This is a genomic window from Bacteroides sp. An279 (genome assembly GCF_002159615.1).
GTDB classification, from domain to species: Bacteria; Bacteroidota; Bacteroidia; order Bacteroidales; family Bacteroidaceae; genus Phocaeicola; species Phocaeicola intestinalis.
The window spans coordinates 10,718-35,467 of the sequence record NZ_NFJA01000005.1; the positions used below are offsets into that span (position 1 = coordinate 10,718).

10 protein-coding genes and 2 tRNA genes are annotated in these 24,750 nt (G+C 47.6%); 9 read left to right on the forward strand and 3 right to left on the reverse strand.

What is annotated here, in order from left to right; all coding sequences use genetic code 11:
• Nucleotides 1–111: 111 nt before the first annotated feature.
• Nucleotides 112–4,713, forward strand: a complete 4,602-nt coding sequence (locus tag B5F78_RS01665) for a translocation/assembly module TamB domain-containing protein (protein WP_087405789.1) — start codon at nucleotides 112–114, stop codon at nucleotides 4,711–4,713.
• Between the two features lie 27 nt (nucleotides 4,714–4,740).
• Nucleotides 4,741–7,065, forward strand: coding sequence for a translocation and assembly module lipoprotein TamL (gene tamL / locus B5F78_RS01670; protein ID WP_087210923.1), 2,325 nt, complete (start codon nucleotides 4,741–4,743; stop codon nucleotides 7,063–7,065).
• Between the two features lie 137 nt (nucleotides 7,066–7,202).
• On the opposite strand, the gene B5F78_RS01675 is transcribed toward tamL, so the two are convergent.
• Both B5F78_RS01675 and B5F78_RS01680 read right to left on the reverse strand, forming a co-directional pair.
• On the reverse strand, nucleotides 7,203–11,636 hold the full coding sequence (locus tag B5F78_RS01675; RefSeq protein WP_087405790.1) for a hybrid sensor histidine kinase/response regulator transcription factor: 4,434 nt from the start codon (nucleotides 11,634–11,636) through the stop codon (nucleotides 7,203–7,205).
• A gap of 254 nt (nucleotides 11,637–11,890) precedes the next feature.
• Nucleotides 11,891–14,743: a TonB-dependent receptor gene (locus B5F78_RS01680; protein WP_087210930.1), complete on the reverse strand. Its 2,853-nt coding sequence runs from the start codon at nucleotides 14,741–14,743 to the stop codon at nucleotides 11,891–11,893.
• A gap of 148 nt (nucleotides 14,744–14,891) precedes the next feature.
• Between B5F78_RS01680 and aroB the strand changes: the two genes are divergently transcribed.
• A complete protein-coding gene (gene aroB, locus B5F78_RS01685) occupies nucleotides 14,892–15,953 on the forward strand; it encodes a 3-dehydroquinate synthase (RefSeq protein WP_087405791.1) in 1,062 nt (353 codons plus the stop codon).
• A gap of 303 nt (nucleotides 15,954–16,256) precedes the next feature.
• A tRNA-Pro gene (locus B5F78_RS01690) sits at nucleotides 16,257–16,331 on the forward strand.
• A gap of 187 nt (nucleotides 16,332–16,518) precedes the next feature.
• Here B5F78_RS01690 and B5F78_RS01695 read toward each other — a convergent pair.
• Nucleotides 16,519–16,603 (reverse strand) — tRNA-Ser (locus tag B5F78_RS01695).
• A 157-nt stretch (nucleotides 16,604–16,760) separates the two neighbouring features.
• Between B5F78_RS01695 and B5F78_RS01700 the strand changes: the two genes are divergently transcribed.
• From B5F78_RS01700 to B5F78_RS01720, 5 genes are all read left to right on the forward strand, one after another.
• On the forward strand, nucleotides 16,761–19,256 hold the full coding sequence (locus tag B5F78_RS01700; protein WP_013617248.1) for an endonuclease MutS2: 2,496 nt from the start codon (nucleotides 16,761–16,763) through the stop codon (nucleotides 19,254–19,256).
• 134 nt (nucleotides 19,257–19,390) lie between these two features.
• Entirely contained in the window at nucleotides 19,391–20,608 is a 1,218-nt protein-coding gene (locus B5F78_RS01705) for an L-serine ammonia-lyase (protein ID WP_013617249.1), read from the forward strand.
• 230 nt (nucleotides 20,609–20,838) lie between these two features.
• Complete coding sequence (locus B5F78_RS01710; RefSeq protein WP_087405792.1) at nucleotides 20,839–21,684, forward strand: calycin-like domain-containing protein; 846 nt, start codon at nucleotides 20,839–20,841, stop codon at nucleotides 21,682–21,684.
• Between the two features lie 72 nt (nucleotides 21,685–21,756).
• Nucleotides 21,757–22,425, forward strand: a complete 669-nt coding sequence (locus B5F78_RS01715; protein WP_087405793.1) for an HmuY family protein — start codon at nucleotides 21,757–21,759, stop codon at nucleotides 22,423–22,425.
• 32 nt (nucleotides 22,426–22,457) lie between these two features.
• Complete coding sequence (locus B5F78_RS01720; RefSeq protein ID WP_087405794.1) at nucleotides 22,458–24,611, forward strand: TonB-dependent receptor; 2,154 nt, start codon at nucleotides 22,458–22,460, stop codon at nucleotides 24,609–24,611.
• The last annotated feature ends 139 nt before the right edge of the window (nucleotides 24,612–24,750 follow it).

Sequence of the window (24,750 nt, forward strand, 5' to 3'; positions counted from 1 at the left end):
CAAAGTTAAAGATTTTTCAGTCGGTTGATGTTATCAAATCAATCAAAAAACGATGCAATTCGGTTATTTTTGCTTATATTCGCATCTGCAAAAGCAATTGGTTGCATTTTTATGAAGAAAAACATTCGCCGGTTGGGGATTATTATAGCATCTCCGCTGATATTGTTTGTTGTGTTGTGTGTGTTGGTTTATCTGCCTCCCATACAGAATTTTCTGGTGAATACTGCCACCCGGTATGCATCGGAAGCTACGGGTATGCAGATTTCCATCGGAAGAATTTCGCTTTCTTTTCCACTCGATCTGGTGGTGCACCGTACACTTGTCATTAATACCGGCGACACCATACTATATGCCGACCGGCTAACTGCCCAGGTGCAGTTGCTCCCTTTATTTAAGAAAAAGGTGGAGTTGGACGGACTGGAATTACGTAAAGCTTCGGTAAATACGGCAGGCCTGATAGAAGGCATGACATTGAAAGGGGATTTGGGGAATCTGTTTATTGCTTCGCATGGAGTGGAGCTGAGCCCTGAAACTGCCATAATAGATGAGCTTACTCTGAAAGATACTTACTTGTCGATGTGTCTTGCCGATACCTCTGCTGCCGATACCACTGCTTCGGCACCGGTATACTGGAAGTTCCGCTTGCGCAAAATCGACTTTGAAGATGTTTCCTTTGCCATGCAAATGCCGCTTGATACACTTCGGATGGGAATAGCACTTGACCGACTTTCGTTGCGCGAAGGAGATGTTGACCTGCATCAGATGGCGTATGCGGCACGTACACTTTCGTTGGAAGGTGGAAAAGCTACGTTTGAGTCGGGTACACTCGCTCCCATTGAAAAGGGAATAGACCCTTCACACATCGTCCTGACTGAAATAAACCTGCGTATGGATTCGCTACGCTATGCAGGAAACGATATACATGCTATGATCCAGAATCTGAACCTGAAAGAACACTCTGGACTGGAAATCACTTCTGGCGAAGGGAGGCTGGTGTCGGATGCTCATACGCTGAATGTGCCTTCACTCCGCATCAAGACTCCTGATTCGGTTATAGAACTAAACGCTTCGATGGATTGGGATGCGATGGATACGGACAAAGAAGGAACGATACGGGCACGTCTGATGGCAGATATCGGTAAAAATGATTTGTTGAAAGTAGTGACGGACATGCCCGATGAATTTGTACGTCATTATCCATCGGTACCTCTGCAAGTACGTGCCGGAATAGATGGAAGTCTGAACAATTTGCGTCTTACAGCCTTATCGCTTACACTTCCGGGAGCCATACGTGCCGAAGCCAGCGGAGAAATGTTTTTTCCACTTGATAGTGTGCGGCGCGATGGTTTGTTGCATCTGGAGGCACAAACCGGGAACCTTGGTTTTCTGAAAGCTCTTACAGGGGAAAGTGTAGCTGTTCCTACGGGAATGAGTTTGGAAGGGATGGCTTCATTGACGGGAAATCAGCTTGCAGCCCAAATGAAACTGAATGATGGAGGACAGGGTAAAATAGTATTGGATGCAGGATATAACCTGATTTCGGCCAGTTACAAAGCACAGATAGATATCGATAGCCTGAATTTGCACCGTTTCATGCCTCAAGACTCACTTTACGGCCTTTCTGCTACATTGCATGCGGAAGGAGTGGGCTTGGATTTCTTTTCCCCTCATACTCAAGCGAAGGCAGATGCTGAAGTATCTCATCTCCGTTATGGGCATAGGCTGTTTTCGGGATTGAAGCTCGAAGCCGACCTCCGTCAGTCGCAAGGCAATGTGGCACTCTTTGTGTCTGACCATGCCGTGGACGTTTCTGCCAGCCTTAATGCTTCGCTTCGTCCCAATGCCATTCAAGCAGACTTAGACGCACAGGTGAAACGGCTGGACCTGAAAGCTTTGTCGGTAACAGGAACCAAACTGACTCCATCACTTCACATCAAAGCTTATGCCCAGACCGATATGAAGAAAAGCCATCGTGTACGGTTATCGCTGACCAATATTGTTCTTGCTACGGAAGAAAATACATTTCACACAAAAGACCTTCATGCCGGAGTGGAGATGGCTTCCGATTCTATCCGGAGTTATGTAAATGCAGGCGACCTGACTTTTCTTTTCCGTTCGCCTGACGGAGTGGAGCGCTTGGGGACCGGTGCTACAGCACTGATGAAAGAATTCGACCGTCAATGGAAAGCGCGTAAGCTGGACCAACGGGCATTGAAACTTCTCTTGCCCCAGGCAGAACTGAGAGTCTTTTCCGGTTCGGATAATCCGGTTGCAAACTTGCTTTCTGCCAATCATTTGCGGTATGACCGTTTTCGGGCAAAGATGACCGCTTCACCTTCCGACGGACTGAATGCCGAAATGAATCTTTATGGTTTACGTACCGATAGTCTGCGGCTGGACACCATATTTTTCGATGCCCGCCAAGATTCTACCCGCTTCTTGTTTCATAGTGGTGTAAAAGCATTGGCAAGCAAGCGTCAGGAAGCTTTCGATATCGGTATGGGAGGAAGTATTGACTCTGTCCGGGCTGGGCTTCGGATAATGTATTTGAATAATAAGCGTGAGAAAGGAGTCGACCTGGGATTAGAAGCCCGCCTGCATCCCGATGGAGTCAGCTTACATGTTTCTCCCGATACCCCCATATTAGTATACCGTCATTTCCAGGCAAATCCCGACAATTACATTTACCTTGCCGACAAAGGACGTATACATGCCGACTTGCGCTTGACGGACACGCTTCATACCGGCTTGTCGCTGACCTCTACACCCGATACCCTTGCGTTGCAAGACTTGACTTTGGCTCTGAACCGCATAGATATAGCCGAGTTTCGCAGAGTGGTGCCTTATATGCCCGATATTGCCGGACGAGTGAGTGCAGAAGTACATTATGTGCAGACGGAAGCAGATATGCAAGTTGCAGCCGAGATGCAGGTAGAACGCCTGGCATATAACCGGCAATCTTTGGGCGACTGGGGAATGTCGGCGGTTTATTTGCCTCAGGAAAATGGAGCACACGGCATTGACGGTTTTATCACTATTGATGGGAAAGAGGCGGTGAATCTGGACGGTACTTATGCAACCGCTCTTGACAAGCAGACAGAAGACAGAATCGATGCAAAGGTAAGCCTGCACCATTTTCCCTTACACATTGCCAATGCTTTCATCCCGGGGAAAATGGCTACACTTGCAGGTGACGTGGATGGAAGCGTAAATGTGAACGGTTCTACTTTAAAACCGATTCTTGACGGAGAGTTTGCCTTGGATAGTGTACAGGTAGGAATCCCTCAGGCTTCACTGAACCTGCGCTTAGACAATCGTCCCCTTAGAATCAATCAGAACCGTTTGGAATTCAAACGCTTTAATATCTATACCGAGGGGGCTACACCGTTTACCATCGATGGCTATGTGGATGTAAATGATTTTGCTGCAATCGATGTCAATCTTCAGATGAATGCACGCAATTTCGAACTTATCAATGCCAAACGGACAAAAGAATCCTTAGTATATGGGAAGCTTTATGTCGATTTCGCTTCGATGGTAAAAGGGTCTCCCGAAAATCTGACAATGCGGGGAAATATGAACATCTTGGGGAACAGCGATTTTACATATATCCTGAAAGATTCTCCTCTTACCGTAGAAGACCGTTTGAGCGAAACGGTAACCTTCGTTGACTTCCGTGATACAGCACAGGTGGATTTGCGGACATTCAAACCAGTGTCGTTGGGAGGTATTGATGTATTGATGACCCTGCATATCGACGAGGCGGTACAGGCACGTGTAGACCTGAACGAAGACGGAAGCAACTATATGTTGCTGGAGGGGGGAGGTGACCTTTCCTTTCAATACCAGCCAGATGGAAATATGGTACTGAACGGACGTTATTCGTTGATGAGTGGAGAAATGAAGTATGAAATGCCCATTATTCCACTGAAGACATTCCACATACAGAGCGGAAGCTATATTGAGTGGACAGGCGACCTGATGAACCCTAATCTTAACATCAAAGCCTCGGAGCGGGTACGGGCTTCGGTGGCATCGGATGACAACAGTTCGAGAATGGTGAATTTTGATGTTGGGGTGCGCCTAACCAACCGGCTGGAAAACTTGGGATTTGCTTTTACCTTGGAAGCTCCCGAAGACGGGACAATGCAGAACGAACTGGCGGGGAAATCGGAAGAAGAGAAAAACAAGCTTGCTGTAACGATGCTGGTGACCGGTATGTATATGGGAGGCGGAAGCACGGGCAAGGGCTTTGATACGAACAGTATGCTGAATTCTTTCCTACAAAGCGAAATCAATAAAGTGGCAGGTAGTGCGCTGAAAACCATTGACATCAATTTCGGTATGGAAACCACCGAGCAAGGAAGCGGAGCTTCACGAACAGACTATAACTTCCAGTTTGCCAAACGTTTTTGGAACAACCGCTTCCAAGTGGTGATAGGTGGGAAGATTTCGACAGGTAATGATGCCCAGCAACAGGAAGAATCGTTTATCGACAATATCTCGCTGGAATACAGACTGGACAATAGCGGCACGCGCTATATCAAGATTTTCCACGATAAAAACTACGAAAGCATACTTGATGGTGAAGTGATTGAAACGGGAGTAGGTGTTGTATTGAGAAAAAAAGTAAGTAAGCTGGGCGAACTTTTTATCTTCCGTTCGCGTAAAAAAAACAAACCTACCAATGAAGGTATAAGCGAAGGGCAATGAAGGTATATTAATAAGGTATAGAAGCTAATGAAAAGACTGGACGCATATATATTCGTTTTGCTCGGGATGCTGGCAGGGTTGTCATCATGCTCTACCACCAAGCATTTGCCCGAAGGAGAAACCCTCTATCTGGGACTGAAAAATATCACAATCCAGAATGAAGATGAAACCAAAGCCGGACAGACGGCATTAGACGAAGTGATGGGAGCCATCAGCATTGCTCCCAACAATGCTATCGTGACCTATCCGAATGTGCGGTTTCCTATTCCTTTCGGACTATGGATGTATAATCGCTTTGAACGATATGAAAAAGGTTTCGGCAGGTGGATATTCAAGCATCTGGCTGCCGACCCCGTTCTGCTATCGGAAGTGAATCCGGATACCCGTGCCAAAGTGGCGGGCAACTTGCTTCGTGATTATGGCTTCTTCGATGGGCATGTCACATGGAAAATAGACAGCACCAAAAACGAACGTGCCGTAAAATTGAGTTATGATATTGATATGGGGCGTCCGTACCGGATAGATACATTGCTATACGAAGGTTTTGCTCCCCGAACCGACAGTCTGATTCATGCCCGTTCATCGGAGCGACTGGTACATACCGATGATTATTTTAATGTCAATACCCTGAATGCAGAACGTCAACGGGTGGTAGATTTGTTGCGCAACCACGGATATTATTATGCACGTACCGATTTCCTGACATTTCTAGCCGACACCCTGATGCGTCCCGGCTATGTGATGCTGAAGATGGTTCCTGCTGCCAATCTTCCGAAAGAAGCCTTAAAAACCTATCATATCGGGAAGACAGCTGTTTATTTGACAGGATACAACGGAGAACCTCCTGTTGACTCAATGAAATTGCGTGACTTTACAGTGTTTTATGCTGGAGACAAGCCAGGATTGCGCTTCGATGTATTGCGTAAGCGTTTTCTTTATCGGAAAGGAGAACTTTATTCACAGACACGTCAAGATTATACCCAGGAAGCACTTTCACGATTGGGAGTGTTTAAGTTCAACGAGATGCAATACTTGCCTCGTTCCGGTGAAGATACGCTTGATGTACGGGTAAATGCCATGTTCGATTTGCCTTACGATAGTGAATTGGAATTGAATGTCACGACCAAGAGTACAAAGCAGACTGGTCCGGGAGCTATATTCAAACTTACGAAAAAGAACTTCCTGAGGATGGGGGCTTCGCTGAATCTGGAACTGAAAGGTTCGTACGAATGGCAGACCAGTTCGACGGTAGACGGTGACAAGTCGGTTATGAATTCGTATGAACTGGGTGCTGCGCTTTCACTTGATTTTCCGCGCATTGTCATTCCTTGGGTACGCAACCGGATAGATCCGTTCCGTTTCCCTTCCGAAACCCATTTCCGCATCTATGCAGAGCAGGTGAACCGTGCCCGTTATTTCAAAATGCTTTCTTTTGGCGGAAGTATATCTTATAGCTTTCAGAAATCACGAAGCATGAAACATACCGTCACACCGGTTCATCTTGCTTTCAATCACTTGCAACGCCGTACGGCTACATTCGATTCGATTGCTTTGGCAAACCCAATGCTCTTTCATAGTTTGGACGACCAGTTCATCCCTTCCATTTCGTATACTTTTACTTATGATGATTCGTGGCGTCAACGCCGTTGGCGGATATGGTGGGAGAACTCGTTCACTTCGGCAGGAAATATCACGTCGGCTATTTATGCTGCTTTCGGAAGAGGATTCAAAGAAAAAGAAAAGAAATTTTTAGGAACCCCTTTTGCCCAATTCCTGAAATTTACCAGTGAGATACGCCCGTTGTTTTACATCAATGAAAAACAGCAGCTGGCAGGACGGTTGATGGCAGGTGTGATTTGGGCATATGGCAATAAGACTATTGCACCTTACAATGAGCAGTTTTACGTGGGAGGTGCCAATAGCATCCGTGCCTTTACGGTACGTTCGTTGGGTCCGGGACGTTTTCATCCGGCAGATAATGCTGCCTATTCGTATGTAGATGAAACAGGTGACATCAAACTGGAAGCAAACCTGGAGTATCGGTTCAGGCTTTTCTCGAATATGTTTGGTGGAAATCTTAACGGGGCAGTCTTTCTTGATGCAGGCAATGTGTGGCTGATGCGGAAAGATGAGGCTCGTCCCGGTGCGGAATTCACTTTCAAACATTTTTTCGATAATATAGCTGTAGGTACTGGTGTGGGTATCCGTTATGATTTGTCTTTTCTTGTCCTTCGTCTGGATTGGGGAATTGCTCTCCACGTGCCTTATGAAACCGGACGTTCTGGGTATTATAACATTCCCCGGTTCAAGGACGGACAAGGTCTGCATTTTGCTATTGGTTATCCGTTCTGAATTTTCCCCATAGCGAGTACAGACATGTTGGTCTGTTTTTTATGAATTCCACAAAAATGCGGATATTCATTCTATTTACTGAATATCCGCAAACATCCCATGTAGGGGCGTATTGGACAAAATGTGAAATTCATTTTCTATTTTTTCCGCGCTTTCTCCTTGTATTCTGTAGGTGTCATTCCAAAACGTTGTTTAAAGCATTTGCTGAAATAGCGTGGGTCGTTGATACCTACCATATAGGCAATTTGGGTCATATTGAACTCGCCCGATTCTATCAGTTGTGCAGCACGTTTTACGCGCATTTCTTTGATGAATTCGATTGGGGCAAATCCAGTAAGCGATTTCAGTTTCTTAAAGAAAACCGAGCGGCTTACCGCCATTTCTTTCACCAGGTCGTCCACTATCAGATCACCATTATCCAGATTTTTCTCCATAAATTCCGTCAAGTGGTCCATAAAGAGTTTGTCTTGTGGTGAAATAGAATTTTGCACTTCTTTTTCCACTTTTGCTTCCTCTTCTGTAGCCGGAGCATTGGTGTTCATCAGGTGTTCGCTATAGAATTGGCGCAGCCGTTTGCGGCGCATGAGCAGATTGTCTACACGTGCTTTCAGATATACGGCACTAAAGGGTTTGGTGATATAGCTGTCTACGCCCAGTTCCATACTTTGCAATTTGCTGTCCATGTCGGTCTTGGCAGTCAGTAAAACGATAGGTATGTGACTGGTTGACATGTCACTTTTCAATTCTTTCGTCAGTGTTATACCGTCTTTTTCGGGCATCATGATGTCGCTGATGATGATGTCGGGGATATATTTGCGAGCTTTTTCTACACCTTCTGTACCATTTGATGCTTCGATGGTTTGAAATTCTTCATTAAAAATGTTGCGTAAGAAGAAACGTAGTTCCAGGTTATCTTCCACCAGCAACATTGTTTTTCGGTCGGTAATTGTTCCGGATAAAGTATTTTCAACTTGAGGTTCTTGTTTTATTTCCGGCAAATTGCTTTCGGATGATAGCTCGACATTGTCCGAAACAATAAATTCCACTTGTTCACCGAAATGCTCTTTGCCTTTCTGGAATTCTATAGTAAAGCAGCTCCCTTCTCCTTCCTTACTGTCTACGTGGATGTCGGCATGATGTAGGTCTGCCAGTTCTTTGGCAAGCGACAGGCCTATTCCCGTACTGTTTCCCATCAGATGTTTATCCAGTAAAGCCTCGAAACGTACGAATAAAGATTTCTTCATGCTTTCAGGAATACCGATTCCTTGGTCTTGCACGCCTATTGCTATGCTCTTTTCATTTTCATGTATAAAGACTTTAATACTTTTGCCTTGTGGAGTATATTTAAATGCATTTGAGAGTAGGTTGAAGATAATTTTTTCTACTTTGTCTACATCTACCCATAGCTTCAACGAAGGTTGTTCGCTTTCGAAGATGAAATCTATTTTGTTTGATTCGGCCAGCGATTCGAAGTTTTCCATGATTTTACGGACAAAAGGAACGATATCCACCTGCTCTACACAGAGCTTCATCTTGTTGTTCTGTATTTTGCGGAAATCCAGAATCTGGTTCACCAGGCGTAGCATACGGTGGGTATTCCGCTCTACAACTTGTAGCTGCTCCCTCACTTCATGTGTCAGGTCGTTGCGTTTTAAAATATAGCTTAGCGGACCTTCTATCAAAGTGAGTGGGGTACGTAATTCGTGTGAAATGTTGGTGAAGAAGCGCAGTTTGATATCTGTAACCTGTTGTTCTACAGAAACTTCATGTTTCAGGCGGTAGATAATGAATAAAATATAAGCTCCACCAAGCAATATGCCGAGAAAAACGATGACATAAAGTCCGTAAGCGATAGGGGTTTCCCAGAAAGCAGGCTGGACAGTTATAGGCAAATGCCGTTCGTTGTTTACCCATATACCTGCTCCGTTGGTAGAACGGATGCGGAAAGTATATTCCCCCTGAGGTAAGTTTGTATAGGTAGCCGTACGCTGTTTGCCTACATAGTTCCATTCTTCATCGAATCCCTCCAGCATATAAGCATATTTGATATTTTCCGGGAAGTTCATGTCAAGTGCTGCAAATGAGAGAGCTATGGTGTTTTTGGTGTGGGGAAGTACAAGACTGCCCAGACTGTTCAGAGACTCTGGCAGTACCGTCCCGGCTTTAGGCATGATGTTTTCATTGGCTATTTTCAGGCCGGCAAAGATAATTTCGGGCACATAATTGTTGGTCTTTACTTCTTCCGGGCGATATACAAGCACTCCACGGTTCGACCCAAAGAGTAGTCTTCCATCGGTGAGTACCATGGCCGTATTTTCCTCAAAGGCCAATTCTTCTCCCAGTTCGCGTCGCAGAAAATTGTCGAAACGATGTTTATGAGTATCCATGCGGCTCAGTCCGCTTTCTGTACCTATCCATATATTTCCTTTTTCGTCTTCGGCAAGTGATACCAGTACATCGGTGGGTAGGCCGCTGGTAGTATTGTAAGATGAGAAACGTGCTTTGCCTTTATGGTCTATGTCTTTCAATTTATTCAAGCCACCGCCGAATGTAGCAAAGAACAAATGTTTTTTTCCAGTAAGCAGAATATCATATATATCGTTGTTGCTTAAACTCTCAGGGTCGCCCGGAGTACGTGCATGCAGATGAAAGCTGATGGCTTCTGGGCGGGTGAAGTCTTCATCGAAAGAAAGAAGTCCATTCGATGTAGCAATCCACATTGTACCGTTGGCATCGCGTTGCAAGGCACGTGCTTTGTAACAACGTTCCATTGGATATGATTTCAGGTTGTTACGAAAGTTAATGAAACGATAGCTTCCGTCTGCCTGAGGTTCCATGCAGTTGATACCTCCCCCAAATGTAGCTATCCACAGACGTCCTTTTCCGTCTTCGCAGATATCATAAGCACTATTGTGGCTCAAGCTATAAATGTCGTTGGCATCATACGTATAATGAGTCGGACGATAAGATTTATTTCCTTCCTGTGGTTCGAGACGGATAATGCCACCACCTTTTGAGGCTATCCAGACGGTGCCATGCGAGTCTTCCATGATGCGGTAGGCTGGGGTGATAAACGGAGTGCCCGATGAAGAGATACGTCCATCAGCGGTAAGGTAGCCTAAAGGAGCCATATCGGTGTTGAAGATGGTAATTTTCCCGTCCCGTGTACCTATCCAGATACGTTTTTGTGAATCTTCGCACAAGGCACGCACTTGATTGGCGTGAGTGTCGTAATGACATGCCAAGGGTTTGTATAGGCGGAATTCATTATCGAAGAACGAAACTTTTTCCAGTCCTTTCGAATGGGTACCTAGCCACAGATTCCCCTGGCGGTCGGTCATCATGGCATGCAATTTATTTGAGAAGCGCCATTCACTGCTTCCGGCTTCATCGTAAAAAGGCAATAGCCTGCCTGAGTCACGATCGAACCAGGACAATCCTCCGCCTACAGGATGTACCCATAAGTTTCCGTCCCGGTTTTCGCAGATAGAGAATACAGGTATCGAGCGGTCGGCCGGGTCTTTTTCTACTTTTATCTGTTCTACTTTCAGTTGTTTTTCGTCTGGGTTCAAGTGGCATACACACCCCGAACGGTCTACACCTGCCCATATTTCGTCATGACTGTCTACGTAGATCGAGATGATGGGTGAACTGGCAAAGTCGAATCCTCGCTCTGCTCCATAAAAATGTATGGATTCTGTCTGTGTATCAGTTATCAGGATGCCTTGCTTGGGGACTGCGAATACCATACGTCCGTCTTTTAGCTGGCGGATGGCGATAATGTTGTCTTGTATGGGAAGTTCTTTCAATGTGAATATGTCATTGTTTGTATTGTATATCCATACACGTCCTTGCCGTGAGGTGAACCACAACATTCCTTCTACTTCCAGTACATCGAAAAACGGTTGTTCCTGCTGTCTTTTCCGGGGATGGGTATCGGCAAAATAACTTGTTTCTTTCCCATCAGGGTCTATACGGAGCAAACCGTTTTCGCTAAGCAGCCATTCTCTTCCTTTGCTATCCAAATGTATGTTGTAGATGCGTGTGCCCTTTTCCCCACATGCGCTCGAAAGGTAAGTTTTTTGTCCTTCCTTCTGCTGTGAGGTTGCAGGTGTAATACGTATGCCTCCATCGTTTCCGGCAAGCAACCATACTGTTCCGTTTTTCAAGGTTACAATGTTGGTTATTACAAGATTGCTTTCCGGTTCCTGAGATAAAATTTCGTCAAAGGTTTCCCGACGTTTGTCAAAGCGAAATACATGTCCGTCGTAGGCGATGCACCATATATTACCTTTGGCGTCTACATATAGGTAATCGATGCGATTGGATGCCCATTCCACTTCATTGCTTTTGCGTGCTTTGTAAACTTGGAAGTCATACCCGTCGAAGCGGTTGATTCCATCCCATGTCGCAAACCATAGCATGCCGTCATGGTCTTGTACCATAGCCATTACGGTGTTTTCCGAAAGTCCGTTCTCTTGCGAATAATGTGTGAATGTGCAGTTCAGTTGCGCCCGGACAGGAAGGAATGTCAGCAGAGATAAAAATATGTAGCAGAAGATTGTTTTCATGGTTCTTGGTTGATAAAGTAAGCAAATGTAAGCAATATTTTGATACGAGCCAAACAGATACCGGAATAATCCGTTCGATGTCCGGTAAGACTTGTATAGTTAGGTTAAGAAAATGATTTTATGTCAGCATGTCTTGGCTCTATGCAAAAAGAAGGCTCACAGGTGTTCTGTCGGCGACGCTGTGAGCCTTTTCTTGGATGTGAATGATAGCGGTGAGTATAATAAAGTATAAGTGCCCGTTTGTTGATCGTTTTTTAGAACCGGCGAGGTCCGTGCGGACCATGTCCTCCACGGAAACCGGGACCACCCATTTGTCCTTGTTTGCCTCCAAAGAGGTTCAGTCGGTAGATGAAGTGTACCATACAGTAGCTGTAGATAGCGTTGTATTCGGTATCTTGTCGCATGGCTGCACTGATGGTACGGCTGATGTTGCTTTGATTTTTCAGAATGTCATAGAACTGAATGCTTACTGTAGCTGCATTGCCTTTTAGGAAATCTTGAGCTATCTGTGCATTCCATATCAGTTCGTCTCGGTTCATGCTGGCATCGGTGTATCCACGACGTGAATTTTGAGAAATATCAGTCGATATAGTCATGTTCCAAGGCAGGCGCACGTTGGTACTGGCTCCGTACGAAAATTGGTAAGTATCCATATTGTTCGATGTTTGGTAACTGTTGCGCGAATGGGTATAATCCAGTGAACCGTTGAGTGATAACTCCCACCAGTCATTTCGGAACGTTCCGCGTAAACGTTCGCCTAATGACAGTCGTTTGGTAGTGTTCTTATCGGCATCAGTTGTGGTCTGGTTATCACTGATATAGCTCACCATATTTTGGTAATTGGCACGTGTAAAGGTGTTGATGGTAAAACGTTTGTCACGTAAGGCAATGTTACTTCCCACAATGCCGAATAAGTTCCAGTTTCCGTTGATATTTTCAGGCATGGTGGTGTATCCTCCGGTTTCAGAGTTATAAATACGTCGGTTGCTGATGTCGTTTAGTACGTTTTGGAAACTGAAGAACGAGAACATACCACGCTGGGTTTCGGTTTTGAATATGTTGTATTCCACGCGCAAATGGTTGGTGAAAGTTGGCTTCAGTCCCGGATTTCCTACCGTTACATTCAGAGGGTCGGTATTATCCGAAATCGGAAGCAGATCTATCATATCAGGTTGTGAACTTCTTCCACGGTAGCGGATACGCAACTGGCTGGTTTTGGAGAAGCGGTAGCGGAAGTCTAGGGTCGGTGTGAAGTTGAACACGTTCCGTACAGTATCTACTTGATAGTCGCCTTGCGAATAACTAAGTGTAGAGCGTTGGGGTTGGAAGGACATACCGATATTGAAACGCATCTTTTCGCGTATCCAACGGAATGAAACATCTACCTGGTGATTGTAATAATTATAGGTGGCATTCTTACTTAAGTCGGTATTGAGTGTTCCTCCGGAAGTGTTGCCGTCAAGGGTCCACTCTTCGGGCATGTCGTAAGTAGAACGGTCGGTGGTAGAGTGGCTATACTGGAAGTTGTATCCGAATTGTAAAAACCCACCTTTGAATATAGGTTCGCTATAGGTCAGCCGCGCATTGTATTCACTGTTTTTGGTGGGAGTATTGATATACCGGTTTAAACGTTCGAATCGTTCTTCATCCGTTTGTTGGAAATATTCGGTTTCTGAAAGTGAAAATTGTTCGCTGCTGCTATTCGTATAGTTGTATCTGCCGCGGAAGGTGATGTTGCGTCCTTCGCTGTTCAGTCTGCGGTTGATAATCACCGAACCTCCGGCAGTAATATCATCACTCTTGCTCAACGAGTTTTTCAACACGCTATTGACAATGTTGGCTTCGGGAACCAGTGAGGTAATATCATCGGTGTTGAACAGTTCATCTGTAGAATATACAGGGTCTTGGTCGAAAGTGTATGAATTCTGTCCGTTGCTGTTGTCAGTTTTTCCATAACGGATACGTGGCCGGAATATCAGCGTGGTCATTGTGTCCGGACGCCATTCCATGAAAGCATCTGCTGTCAGATTGGTCGTTTTATTGCGTGTATGGTCCATAGCATTCTTGAACGAACTGCTTTCGGTGGAAACGAATGTCTCAGACGACTGTTTGCTGATTTGGTCAGCATCTTTGTAATTGAAGTTTATACTTCCTTCCGATTTGAACTTGTCGTTTTCGGTAGCAAAGTTCGCTCCCAGCATTTTCACAGCTGTCAGGCCGTTTTCCTGACGGCGGAAACCGCCACCTCCACCGGGAAAACTATTATCATTGACGTTGTTTGCCGAACCTATAACGGTGAATTGTTTTTTGTCTTTGAAGTAGTTGGCAAGCAGTTTGGCACTATATCGGTCTTCTGTACCGTACGCTCCGTCTACGTTCCCGAAAAATCCGTGGTTCATACCCGGCTTTACGCTTAGGTCAAGCACGGTTTCCTCTTCACCATCCTCAATACCTGTCACACGTGCCATATCTGATTGTTTGTCGTATGCCCGTACTTTGTCGATGATGTTGACTGGAAGGTTTTTCATGGCGATATTAGGGTCATCTGCAAAAAACTCTTTTCCGTCAATCATGATTTTCGTAATTTCTTTGCCATTGATGGTGATTTTTCCATTTTCGTCCACTTCTGCCCCGGGAAGTTTTTTTACCAGTTCTTCCAGGGCAGAGCCTTCAGGTACGCGGTATGCCGAACTATTGTACACCAGTGTATCTGCTACTGCGGTTACTTCGGGAGCCTGGGCTACTACGGTTGCCGCTTCCAACATTACGGCATCCATGTGCATTTTTACCGTTCCGATATTCAGATTTGGTTTGGATTTTGTAATAGACACCCTTCTTACATCAGATGTATAGCCTATAAATGATATTTTCAATGCATAATTTCCCGGACGTACATTGATCGAGAACCGTCCGTTCAAATCGGTTGATTGACCAGTCACCATTGTGCTGTCTGGTAATGATAACACTTGTACTGTAGCTTCCATTACCGGTGATTGGTCATCTGCATCAATTACACGTCCTGAAATCTTTCCTAATCTACTGTTGCCTTGTGCAAAGGTTGCTGTTCCTGCGAACATCAGTAGTAACCCCATAACCCACGTTTTCATTGTCTTCTTTTAATTAATGTCTAAATGTTTGTCGCCTGTTTGACAGAAAAAGCAAGATAAGGTTTAATCTTTCATCCTGAATATTTGTTAATGCTTTCGTCTTGCTGCTAACTTTTTTCTATTTTTGCCCCCAAATAAACAAATAATTATGAGTATGCAGGAAGTAGTAATTTGCAATCAGTTGGAAAATGATTTAAAGAAAGCGGTAACGAAAAGTGAACACGACAAAGTGTTTGTCTTGACAGATGAACACACACATGTCCTTTGTTTTCCGATTATCTGTAGGTTTCCTTTCTTGAAAAATGCCGTTGAAATTTGTATAGGGGTAGAGGATGTGCACAAAAACCTGGAAACATTGGCGTATGTGTGGACGCAATTGAGTTTGAAAGGGGCTACACGTCGTTCGCTGATGATAAATTTAGGCGGAGGTATGGTAACCGATTTAGGAGGTTTTGCAGCTGCTACTTTTAAGCGGGGTATTTCGATGATTAATATTCCGACCACATTGTTGGGGATGGTAGATGCATCTGTGGGAGGAAAGACTGGCATAAATTTCAATGGGCTGAAGAATGAAATCGGCGCATTTGCCCCAGCCGAATCTGTATTGATAGACTGCGGATTTCTGAAATCGCTTGACCGGGAAAATCTGCTTTCTGGTTATGCGGAGATGTTGAAACATGGGCTAATCAGTAACGCCTGCCACTGGAGCGAACTGGTTGGTTTTGATTTGAACCGGATTGATTACGGGTGCCTACAAAGATTGGTAGGTAAGTCCATTGAGGTGAAAGAGCAGATTGTAAGACAAGACCCATTTGAAAAAGGTATCCGTAAAGCGTTAAATTTCGGGCATACGGTAGGACATGCTTTCGAAAGTCTTGCTTTGGAAAATGGTCGTCCTATTTTGCACGGTTATGCTGTAGCGGCTGGGATGGTATGCGAACTGTATTATTCTCACTTACGTATGGGATTCCCCAAGGAAAAACTTCGTCAGACTTTGCAATTTATTAAAGAAAATTATGGCCGTGTGGCTTTCACCTGCGAGGATTATGAGCGTTTGTATGCTTTTATGTGTCATGATAAGAAAAACAGTGCTGAAGGAAAGGTTAACTTTACACTAATCAGCGAAGTAGGTGATATTCATATCAACCAGACTGCCACCCAAGATGATATTTATGATATGCTTGATTTTTATTCAGAAACGATGGGATAACAGAATTGTAGTAGAGAAACAATGAAAAACACGCTCATAGTTTAGCTATTATCTTGGTTCATAACCCCCATCCGCAGACGGTTTGGTTTTATGCCCTCCATACCGGGGATATACATCCCCTCATTGGAGGACATAGAATGAAGTAGCCCTAATAGAATTATATACAACATTAATTCCGCTAACGGGTATTACCTGATATTCATATAAATTTAAATAGCCTCTTGAGGACAAAGCAAAAAAAATCTTTTTTTGTTTGCAGATTCAAAATAAAGTGTTACCTTTGCACTCGCAAAACAAAAGTGACGGGGTGTAGCTCAGCCCGGTTAGAGTACGCGTCTGGGGGGCGTGTGGTCGCTGGTTCGAATCCAGTCACCCCGACTGGTGAAAAAGCATTGATAATCTGATGATTGTCGATGCTTTTTGCTTTTTAAACGGTTCTTGTAACTGTGGCGGTGACGTAACGTGACCCCGTAACGGTTGATGCAAAAAAGCAGACACAAGGCAACAAAAAAAGTTCCACAAAATTAATTTTGTGAAACTTTTCTACTCTTTTCCATATATCCAGCGGAGAGACAGGGATTCGAACCCCGGGTACCTCGCGGTACAACGGTTTTCAAGACCGCCGCAATCGACCACTCTGCCACCTCTCCAAAACGCTTTTCGCGCTGTGCTTCCTTTCAAAAGCGCTGCAAAGGTACGGATTATTTTCAATTTGGCAAATATTTCATCACTTTTTTTGATTGTTTTTTCGCATTGTCGTAACTTTGCCGACGATAACCAAATTGTTAGAACAGACATTAACAAGGCATGATATATCCACAAAACTTTGAACAGAAAATAGGGTTCGACCAAATCAGGAACCTCATAAAAGCCAAGTGCCTGAGCACATTGGGCGAAGAAAAAACAGACGGAATGGCTTTCTCCAGCGACTACGAAGAAATCAACTGCCGGCTGGAGGAAGTAGTGGAATTCGTCCGCATCCTGGAAGAGGAAGACGAATTTCCCAGCCAATACTTTTTCGATGTGCGCCCTTCGTTGAAACGCATCCGGGTGGAAGGACTGTATCTGGACGAACAGGAACTGTTCGACCTGCGTCGCTCGCTGGAAACGATACGCGACATCGTGGGTTTTCTGCAAAAAGAGGACGAGGAAGACGAAGATTCGCACTCACCCTACCCTGCCCTACACGCCCTGGCTGCCGATATTCTGGTATTTCCACAGCTCATAGCACGCATCAACAACATTCTTGACAAGTTCGGCAAGATAAAAGACAATGCCTCTGCCGAGCTCTTGCGTATCCGGCGCGAACTTGCAGACACGACAGGCAGCATCTCGCGCAGCCTGAACAGCATCTTGCGCAGTGCACAGGCAGAAGGTTTCGTGGAAAAAGACGTGACGCCGACTATGCGCGACGGACGGTTGGTCATTCCTGTGGCTCCGGGCATGAAGCGCAAGATACGAGGCATCGTACACGATGAATCGGCTACAGGCAAGACCGTTTTCATTGAACCGGCAGAAGTGGTAGAAGCCAATAACCGCATCCGGGAACTGGAAGGTGAAGAGCGACGGGAAATTATCCGCATACTGACCGAATTTTCGGCAACCATCCGCCCGCAAGTACCCGCCATCCTGCAATCATACGAATTCCTGGCACTTATCGACTTTATCCGTGCCAAAGCCCTTTTCTGTATGGATATCAAAGCAGTAAAGCCCGCCTTCGAAGAACAACAAATCATCGACTGGATAGAAGCCGTACACCCATTGCTTCAGAAATCGCTGGCGAAACACAATAAGAAGGTAGTGCCGCTGGACATCGAACTGACCAGCCGCCAACGCATCCTGCTGATATCGGGTCCCAATGCCGGAGGCAAATCGGTATGTCTGAAAACCGTAGGACTGCTGCAATACATGCTCCAATGTGGCTTGTTGATACCGCTGAACGAACGGAGCCATGCGGGCATCTTCGAAAACATCTTTATCGACATCGGCGACGAACAAAGCATCGAAGACGACCTGAGCACCTATTCTTCACACCTTACCAATATGAAGAATATGATGAAATATTGCAACGGCAAGAGCCTTATCCTGATAGACGAGTTCGGCGGAGGTACGGAGCCGCAAATCGGAGGCGCCATTGCCGAAGCGGTACTGAAACGGTTTAACCAGAAACAGACATTCGGGGTCATCACCACCCATTACCAGAACCTGAAGCACTTTGCCGAAGACCACGAAGGCGTAATCAATGGAGCCATGCTCTACGACCGCCACGAGATGCGCGCACTCTTCCAGTTGCAGATAGGAAATCCCGGAAGCTCGTTCGCCGTAGAGATAGCCCGTAAAATCGGATTGCCCGAAGAGGTGATAGCCGATGCCTCGGAAATTGTGGGCAGCGAATACATCCAAAGCGACAAATACCTGCAAGACATCGTGCGCGACAAACGCTACTGGGAAACCAAGCGGCAAAACATCCGCAAGAAAGAAAAGCAGATGGAAGACACCATTGCCCGCTACCAGCAAGAGATAGAAGAACTGGAGCGCAAGCGGAAGGAAATCCTGCAAAAAGCCAAGGAGGATGCCGAACACCTGCTCCAGGAATCGAACGCCAAGATAGAGAACACTATCCGCACCATCAAGGAAGCACAGGCGGAAAAAGAACGCACACGCACGGCACGCCAGGAACTTGCCGATTTCAAGCAAGAAGTGGAGACCATTGACACCGCAGCCCTCGAAGAACAAATAGCCCGCAAAATGGAACGCCTGCGCGAAAAGCAGAAACGCAAAGAAGAACGGAAGAACAAAAAAGCCGAAACTGCCCCCATGCAGCCGAAAGCAAAGCCCATCTGCACGGGAGACTATGTGCGCATCAAAGGTCAGACAAGTGTAGGACAGGTGTTGGAACTGAACGGACAGAACGCCGTGGTGATGTTCGGACTGATGAAGACCAATGTCAAGACCGAACGGCTGGAACACGCCGACCCACCCAAGACTTCGAACGTGATGGCAAAAGCCACCTTCGTAAGCAGCGAGACGCAAGAACAGATGTACCAGAAGAAACTGAACTTCAAGCAAGACATCGACGTACGGGGCATGCGCGGCGATGAAGCCATACAGGCGGTCACCTATTTCATCGATGATGCCATTCAAGTAGGCGTAAGCCGTGTCCGCATCCTGCATGGAACAGGCTCGGGCATCCTGCGCACACTGATACGCCAATACCTTGCCACCGTACCCGGCGTAGCGCATTTCCAAGACGAGCACGTACAGTTCGGCGGGGCGGGAATCACGGTGGTAGATTTGAAATGACTTACATTATATATAATGAACCAATCACCACAGAGAACACAGAGGGACACAGCGTTTTTTATTTTTATCTCCTCTGTGATACTCTGTGTCATCTGTGGTAAAAGATTAACCATTTCACATACATACTTAAAAAGATGAAATCAATCAGAGAATTATACCGGATAGGCACAGGACCCTCTAGCAGCCACACCATGGGACCGCGGAAGGCAGCCGAACAATTCCTTGCCCGCCATCCCGAAGCAAAATCCTTCGAAGTGACGCTTTACGGAAGCCTTGCCGCTACAGGCAAGGGACACATGACCGATGTGGCCATCTTAGACGTACTCCAACCACACGCACCGGTCGAAATCGTATGGAAACCGCATGTGTTCTTTCCCTTCCACCCCAATGGAATGACTTTCAAGGCTTTCGATGGAAACGGAAAGAAAACCGATGAGTGGACCGTGTTCAGCATCGGGGGAGGGGCACTTGCTGAAGAAGGGCATCCGCAAGGTAGCACTCCTGACATCTATGAAATGAACACGATGAGCCGGATACTCTACTGGTGCGAACACACCGGACGCAGCTACTGGGAATATGTAGAACAATGCGAAGGTAAAGAGATATGGGACTACCTCGCCGAAGTATGGGAAACAATGAAGGCAGCCATCCTGCGTGGATTGGATGCTGAAGGCGTATTGCCGGGACCGCTCAACCTGCGCCGGAAAGCATCGGCATACTACATCAAGGCAAAGGGATTCAAAGACTCGCTCCGCTCACGCGGACTGGTGTTTGCGTACGCCCTTGCCGTAAGCGAGGAAAACGCTTCGGGCGGAAAAATCGTAACTGCCCCCACGTGTGGAGCCTGTGGCGTGGTGCCTGCCGTGCTCTATCATTTACAGAAAACCCGGGAGTTCAGCGATGCTCGCATCCTGCGTGCCCTTGCCACCGCAGGACTGGTAGGAAATATCGTCAAACATAACGCCTCGATATCGGGAGCCGAAGCTGGATGCCAGGCAGAAGTAGGCGTGGCATGCTCGATGGCGGCTGCAGCGGCAAGCCAACTCTTCGGTGGAAGTCCCGCACAGATAGAATATGCTGCCGAAATGGGACTGGAACACCACTTGGGCATGACGTGCGACCCTGTGTGCGGACTGGTGCAAATTCCCTGCATCGAACGAAACGCCTACGCCGCTGCCCGTGCCCTTGACGCCAATACCTACTCTGCGTTCACCGACGGACACCACCGCGTATCGTTCGACCGTGTGGTAGAAGTAATGAAAGAAACCGGACACGACCTCCCCTCACTCTACAAAGAGACCAGCGAGGGTGGGCTTGCCAAAGACTATCACCCGATGGCAATTGACAATTGACAATTACCAAAGGCTCATCATCTTGTTCTAACAAAAAGTTACTACCCCAAACGTCGGAAACACGGAGTTTCCGACGTTTCTTTTTTATATAGATACCTAAAAATACTGATTTTCTCACTTCCTTTCAGACTCAAGGCCACCGTCTTTTTTCATAAATTTTAGGTATTGACCACCCTCTGAAACCACTCTACCTTTGCATCGTAAAACCAAAACCTAATCAAAATAGCAACATGAAACTAAAGAATCTATTAGCATGTGCGGCCCTTGCATTATTTGCGGCTGCATGCAGCGACGATGAAAACAACAGTATCAACGAGAATCCGGCAGCAGACATCGCCGGCACATATGCAGGCTATTCCGAAGCCTCATTCCAATATACCGATACGCCGCTGGTATCGGCAGGTGAATCGCTGACAATAACCAACGACGGGGAAAACGGCACAGCCACCCTTACTTATACTTCTGCCAGCTTTGGTGAGTTCACCGTAAGTGGAGCCGAAGTGACGCATTCGGGTAGCACGTACAGCGTAAGCGGAAGCGGGTCGACCTTAATGGGAATGGGAGACACGAAAAACGAATACGAATGCACCCTACAAGGCACACTGGACGAAGGACGGACCAAAGGCACGTTCACTTTCACCGTACCGTCGGTAATGGGTGGGATGACTATCACCTTCACCTTGGGCGACATTCCGGCAGAGAAACTTCTTGCCGGCTCCTACGAAGGATGGACCAATGCCAGCTGCGCTTATTTTGAAAGCATGACGGCCGAAAACCAAACCATCACGCTCTCTGCCAATAACGACGGTACCTTCACCTTGGCATACACATCGGATACGTGGGGCGAGTTTTCATTCACAAGTGTAAGCGCAACCGAAGCCAACGGAACCTATACGTTGAGCGGCGAAGGTACCACCCAAATGGGAATGAACGGCAACGTGAGCGAATATCCCTGCACGCTGAGCGGAAGCATCGATGAAAGCAAGGAAAACGTTAGTTTCACCTTCACCGTACCCGGCGTGATGGGCGGGCTTACCATCACCTTCACCCTGGGCGATATGCCTGCCGCCAACTGATGTATGTACGATTTTCCGATTTACGAGGTACGATTTAAGGCAAATCGTAAATAATCAAATAGTAAATAGTACATGAAATTGTTTCGTCTTTATCAATTGTTCGCGCTGGGGGCAACAATGCTGTTGTTCCCGGCGTGCGACGGCATACTGGACGGCATCTACAACCAGCCCCGCACCACTACCGGCTACGGATTCAACCCGAACGGCGACGGAACGGGAACACTCTTCATTGATGCTACCGATTATGCCCAGTGGACTTACATCAACCTGCATACCGAAGAAATAGACTCCACCCGCATCACCGGAACGGACGGCACGGAGGTACCAATGGGGGAAAACGCCTCACTGCCTGCTGAGTGGGACTTCGCTATCCACCGCTACGATGTAAAGACCAACGGCGGTGCTGTATTGGAGACCGAGGCGACCAGCCTGGATGCCGTACTACTGATGAGCAGCATCCCCACGGGAAACTACGTGAGCGACACCGAGACCCAAATCACCATCGATATGTCGGGTATGATGGAGGGCAACATCCTGTATGCCACCTCCAGCTACAACGCCGAGCTTGCCAAATGGCTGGACGTGGACACCAGCACGATGCCACCTATTTATACCTTATCTAATAAGGTGTACATCCTGCGCATGGCCGACGGCACTTATGCCGCCCTGCGCCTCACGGCATTCCGCAACGAGCAGAATACTTCGGGACACCTCACTATCGAATATGCTTATCCGCTGTAGCCCCCAGCCCATTTAATAAAAAACAAAAGAATATGCAACAACCTATACTGAAAAATCTTATCGTGCTGGCGGGCTGCCTCCTCATCGCGGCAAGTGCCGCCGCACAACGCTACGTTTCGGGGAAAGTGCTCGATGCGGACAACGGGCCGCTTGCCGGAGCAACGGTGTTCGTGAAAGAGAACAGAGCCATCGGAATGACCACCGATGCCGAAGGGAACTACCGCCTGCGCCTCCCCGACGGGAAAGCATACACCCTGCAGGCATCGTTCATCGGATACGTGACGCAAAGCCATGCACTCCAACCGGGACAAGACCGGCTGGACTTCGCTTTGGAAGAAGATGCCATAGGTATGGAAACTGTAGTGGTAACGGGTACACGCACGCCCAAGCTGCTGAAAGACGTGCCTATCGTGACACGCGTCATCACCGCCGACGACATCCGCAAGGTAGACGCCACACACATCGGCGACCTGCTGCAGGCAGAGTTGCCGGGCATCGAGTTCTCCTACTCCATGGACCAGCAGACCTCGCTCAACATGCAGGGTTTCGGAGGAAACGCCGTCCTCTTCCTTGTCGACGGCGAAAGGCTGGCGGGCGAAACGCTGGACAACATCGACTACAGCCGCCTGAACCTGGACAACGTGGAACGCATCGAAATCGTAAAAGGGGCGGCATCGTCGCTCTATGGCTCGAACGCCGTGGGCGGAGTGGTCAACCTCATCACCAAGGAAGCTACCGAGCCGTGGACACTGAACCTGAACGGAAGGTACGGCGCGCACAACGACCAGCGTTACGGAGGCACCTTCACCTTCCGCGCAGGCGACTTCCAGAACAGCCTCAACGTGCAGCACACCTCCACCGACCCCATCGAAGTAGGCACCGTGGGCGAGGACGGCGAGGAGAACGACTTCAGCCGCGTGTACGGCAACCGCACGTGGAACTTCAAGGAACGCCTCGTCTATACCCCTACCGACCGGCTGAAGCTGACCGGACGGCTGGGATACTTCTTCCGCGAACGTGACAAGAGCACATCGAGCAAGGACCGCTACCGCGACTTTTCGGGAGGGCTCCGGGGCAACTATACCTTCAACAAGCGGAGCGACCTGGAACTGTCGTACAGCTTCGACCAGTACGACAAGAGCGACTACGACCCTGCGCAAGACTATGACCTGCGCGACTATACCAACGTGCAGCACACCGTACGCGCCCTCTACAACTATGCGATGAACGACAAGAACACCCTTACCGTGGGAGGCGACTTCATGCGCGACTACCTGATGAGCTACCAGTTCACCGACAACGGCGACCACGAACAATACACCGCCGACGCCTTCGCCCAGTTCGACCTGAACCCCATCCGCAACCTCAACGTGATGTCGTCTATCCGCTTCGACTATTATTCCGAAGCCGACGTGAAGAACACCTCGTCGAAACTCGGCATCATGTACAAATGGCGCAACTGCTCGCTCCGCGCCTCCTACGCCGGCGGATTCCGCGCCCCCACGCTGAAGGAAATGTACATGGACTTCAACATGGCGAACGTCTTCATGATATACGGCAACGAGAACCTGAAACCCGAAAGCAGCCAGAACTTCTCGCTCTCCGCCGAATACCTGAAGAGCCGCTACAATGTCACCCTGACCGGATATTTCAACCTGGTGGACAACCGCATCACCACCGTGTGGGACCAGAGCCGCAACGGAATGGTCTACTCCAACATCGCCCAGATGAACATCGCCGGGCTAAACGCCGACGTAGCCGCCAAGTATCCCTGCGGCTTGGGCGTGCGCCTCTCGTATGCCTACACCCACGTACACATCCCCGATGGCGAGCCTTACTTCTCGTCCACCCGTCCCCATTCCGCCACCGCCAAGCTGGACTACGGCAAGCAGTGGAAAAACTACGGTTTCGACGTGACGTTGACCGGCCGCGTCCTCTCGCGCGTCACCACGGACGAATACGTGAGCTATACCGACCCCGACGCAGGCACCACCTCGACCACCTATCCGGCATACACCCTGTGGAAGCTGAACCTTGCGCAGCGCGTGTACCGGGGCATCCGCGTGAACGTAGTGGTGGACAACCTGTTCAATTACCGCCCAGACCACTATTACAACAGCACGCCCACCACCACCGGCACCACCGTTTCCGTGGGGCTTTCGCTCGACGTGGACCAGCTGTTCTGACGGAAAAGGCATCGGAACACGTGCAAAATGCGATTTAGAGGTCTGAAATCGACCTTGCAACACTTGCAAAATCCATTTTAGAGGTCTAAAATCCATTTTGCAGGCGTGCAAAGTCCGAAACCGAGGTCTAAAATACACT

What these genes read in the sequence shown, in the direction of transcription:
- tamL (WP_087210923.1), top strand. Translation starts at nt 4,741, where the DNA reads ATGAAAAGACTGGACGCATATATATTCGTTTTGCTCGGGATGCTGGCA.
- B5F78_RS01715 (WP_087405793.1), top strand. Translation starts at nt 21,757, where the DNA reads ATGAAATTGTTTCGTCTTTATCAATTGTTCGCGCTGGGGGCAACAATG.
- B5F78_RS01700 (WP_013617248.1), top strand. Translation starts at nt 16,761, where the DNA reads ATGATATATCCACAAAACTTTGAACAGAAAATAGGGTTCGACCAAATC.
- B5F78_RS01705 (WP_013617249.1), top strand. Translation starts at nt 19,391, where the DNA reads ATGAAATCAATCAGAGAATTATACCGGATAGGCACAGGACCCTCTAGC.
- B5F78_RS01680 (WP_087210930.1), bottom strand. Translation starts at nt 14,743, where the DNA reads ATGAAAACGTGGGTTATGGGGTTACTACTGATGTTCGCAGGAACAGCA.
- B5F78_RS01720 (WP_087405794.1), top strand. Translation starts at nt 22,458, where the DNA reads ATGCAACAACCTATACTGAAAAATCTTATCGTGCTGGCGGGCTGCCTC.
- B5F78_RS01675 (WP_087405790.1), bottom strand. Translation starts at nt 11,636, where the DNA reads ATGAAAACAATCTTCTGCTACATATTTTTATCTCTGCTGACATTCCTT.
- B5F78_RS01710 (WP_087405792.1), top strand. Translation starts at nt 20,839, where the DNA reads ATGAAACTAAAGAATCTATTAGCATGTGCGGCCCTTGCATTATTTGCG.
- B5F78_RS01665 (WP_087405789.1), top strand. Translation starts at nt 112, where the DNA reads ATGAAGAAAAACATTCGCCGGTTGGGGATTATTATAGCATCTCCGCTG.
- aroB (WP_087405791.1), top strand. Translation starts at nt 14,892, where the DNA reads ATGAGTATGCAGGAAGTAGTAATTTGCAATCAGTTGGAAAATGATTTA.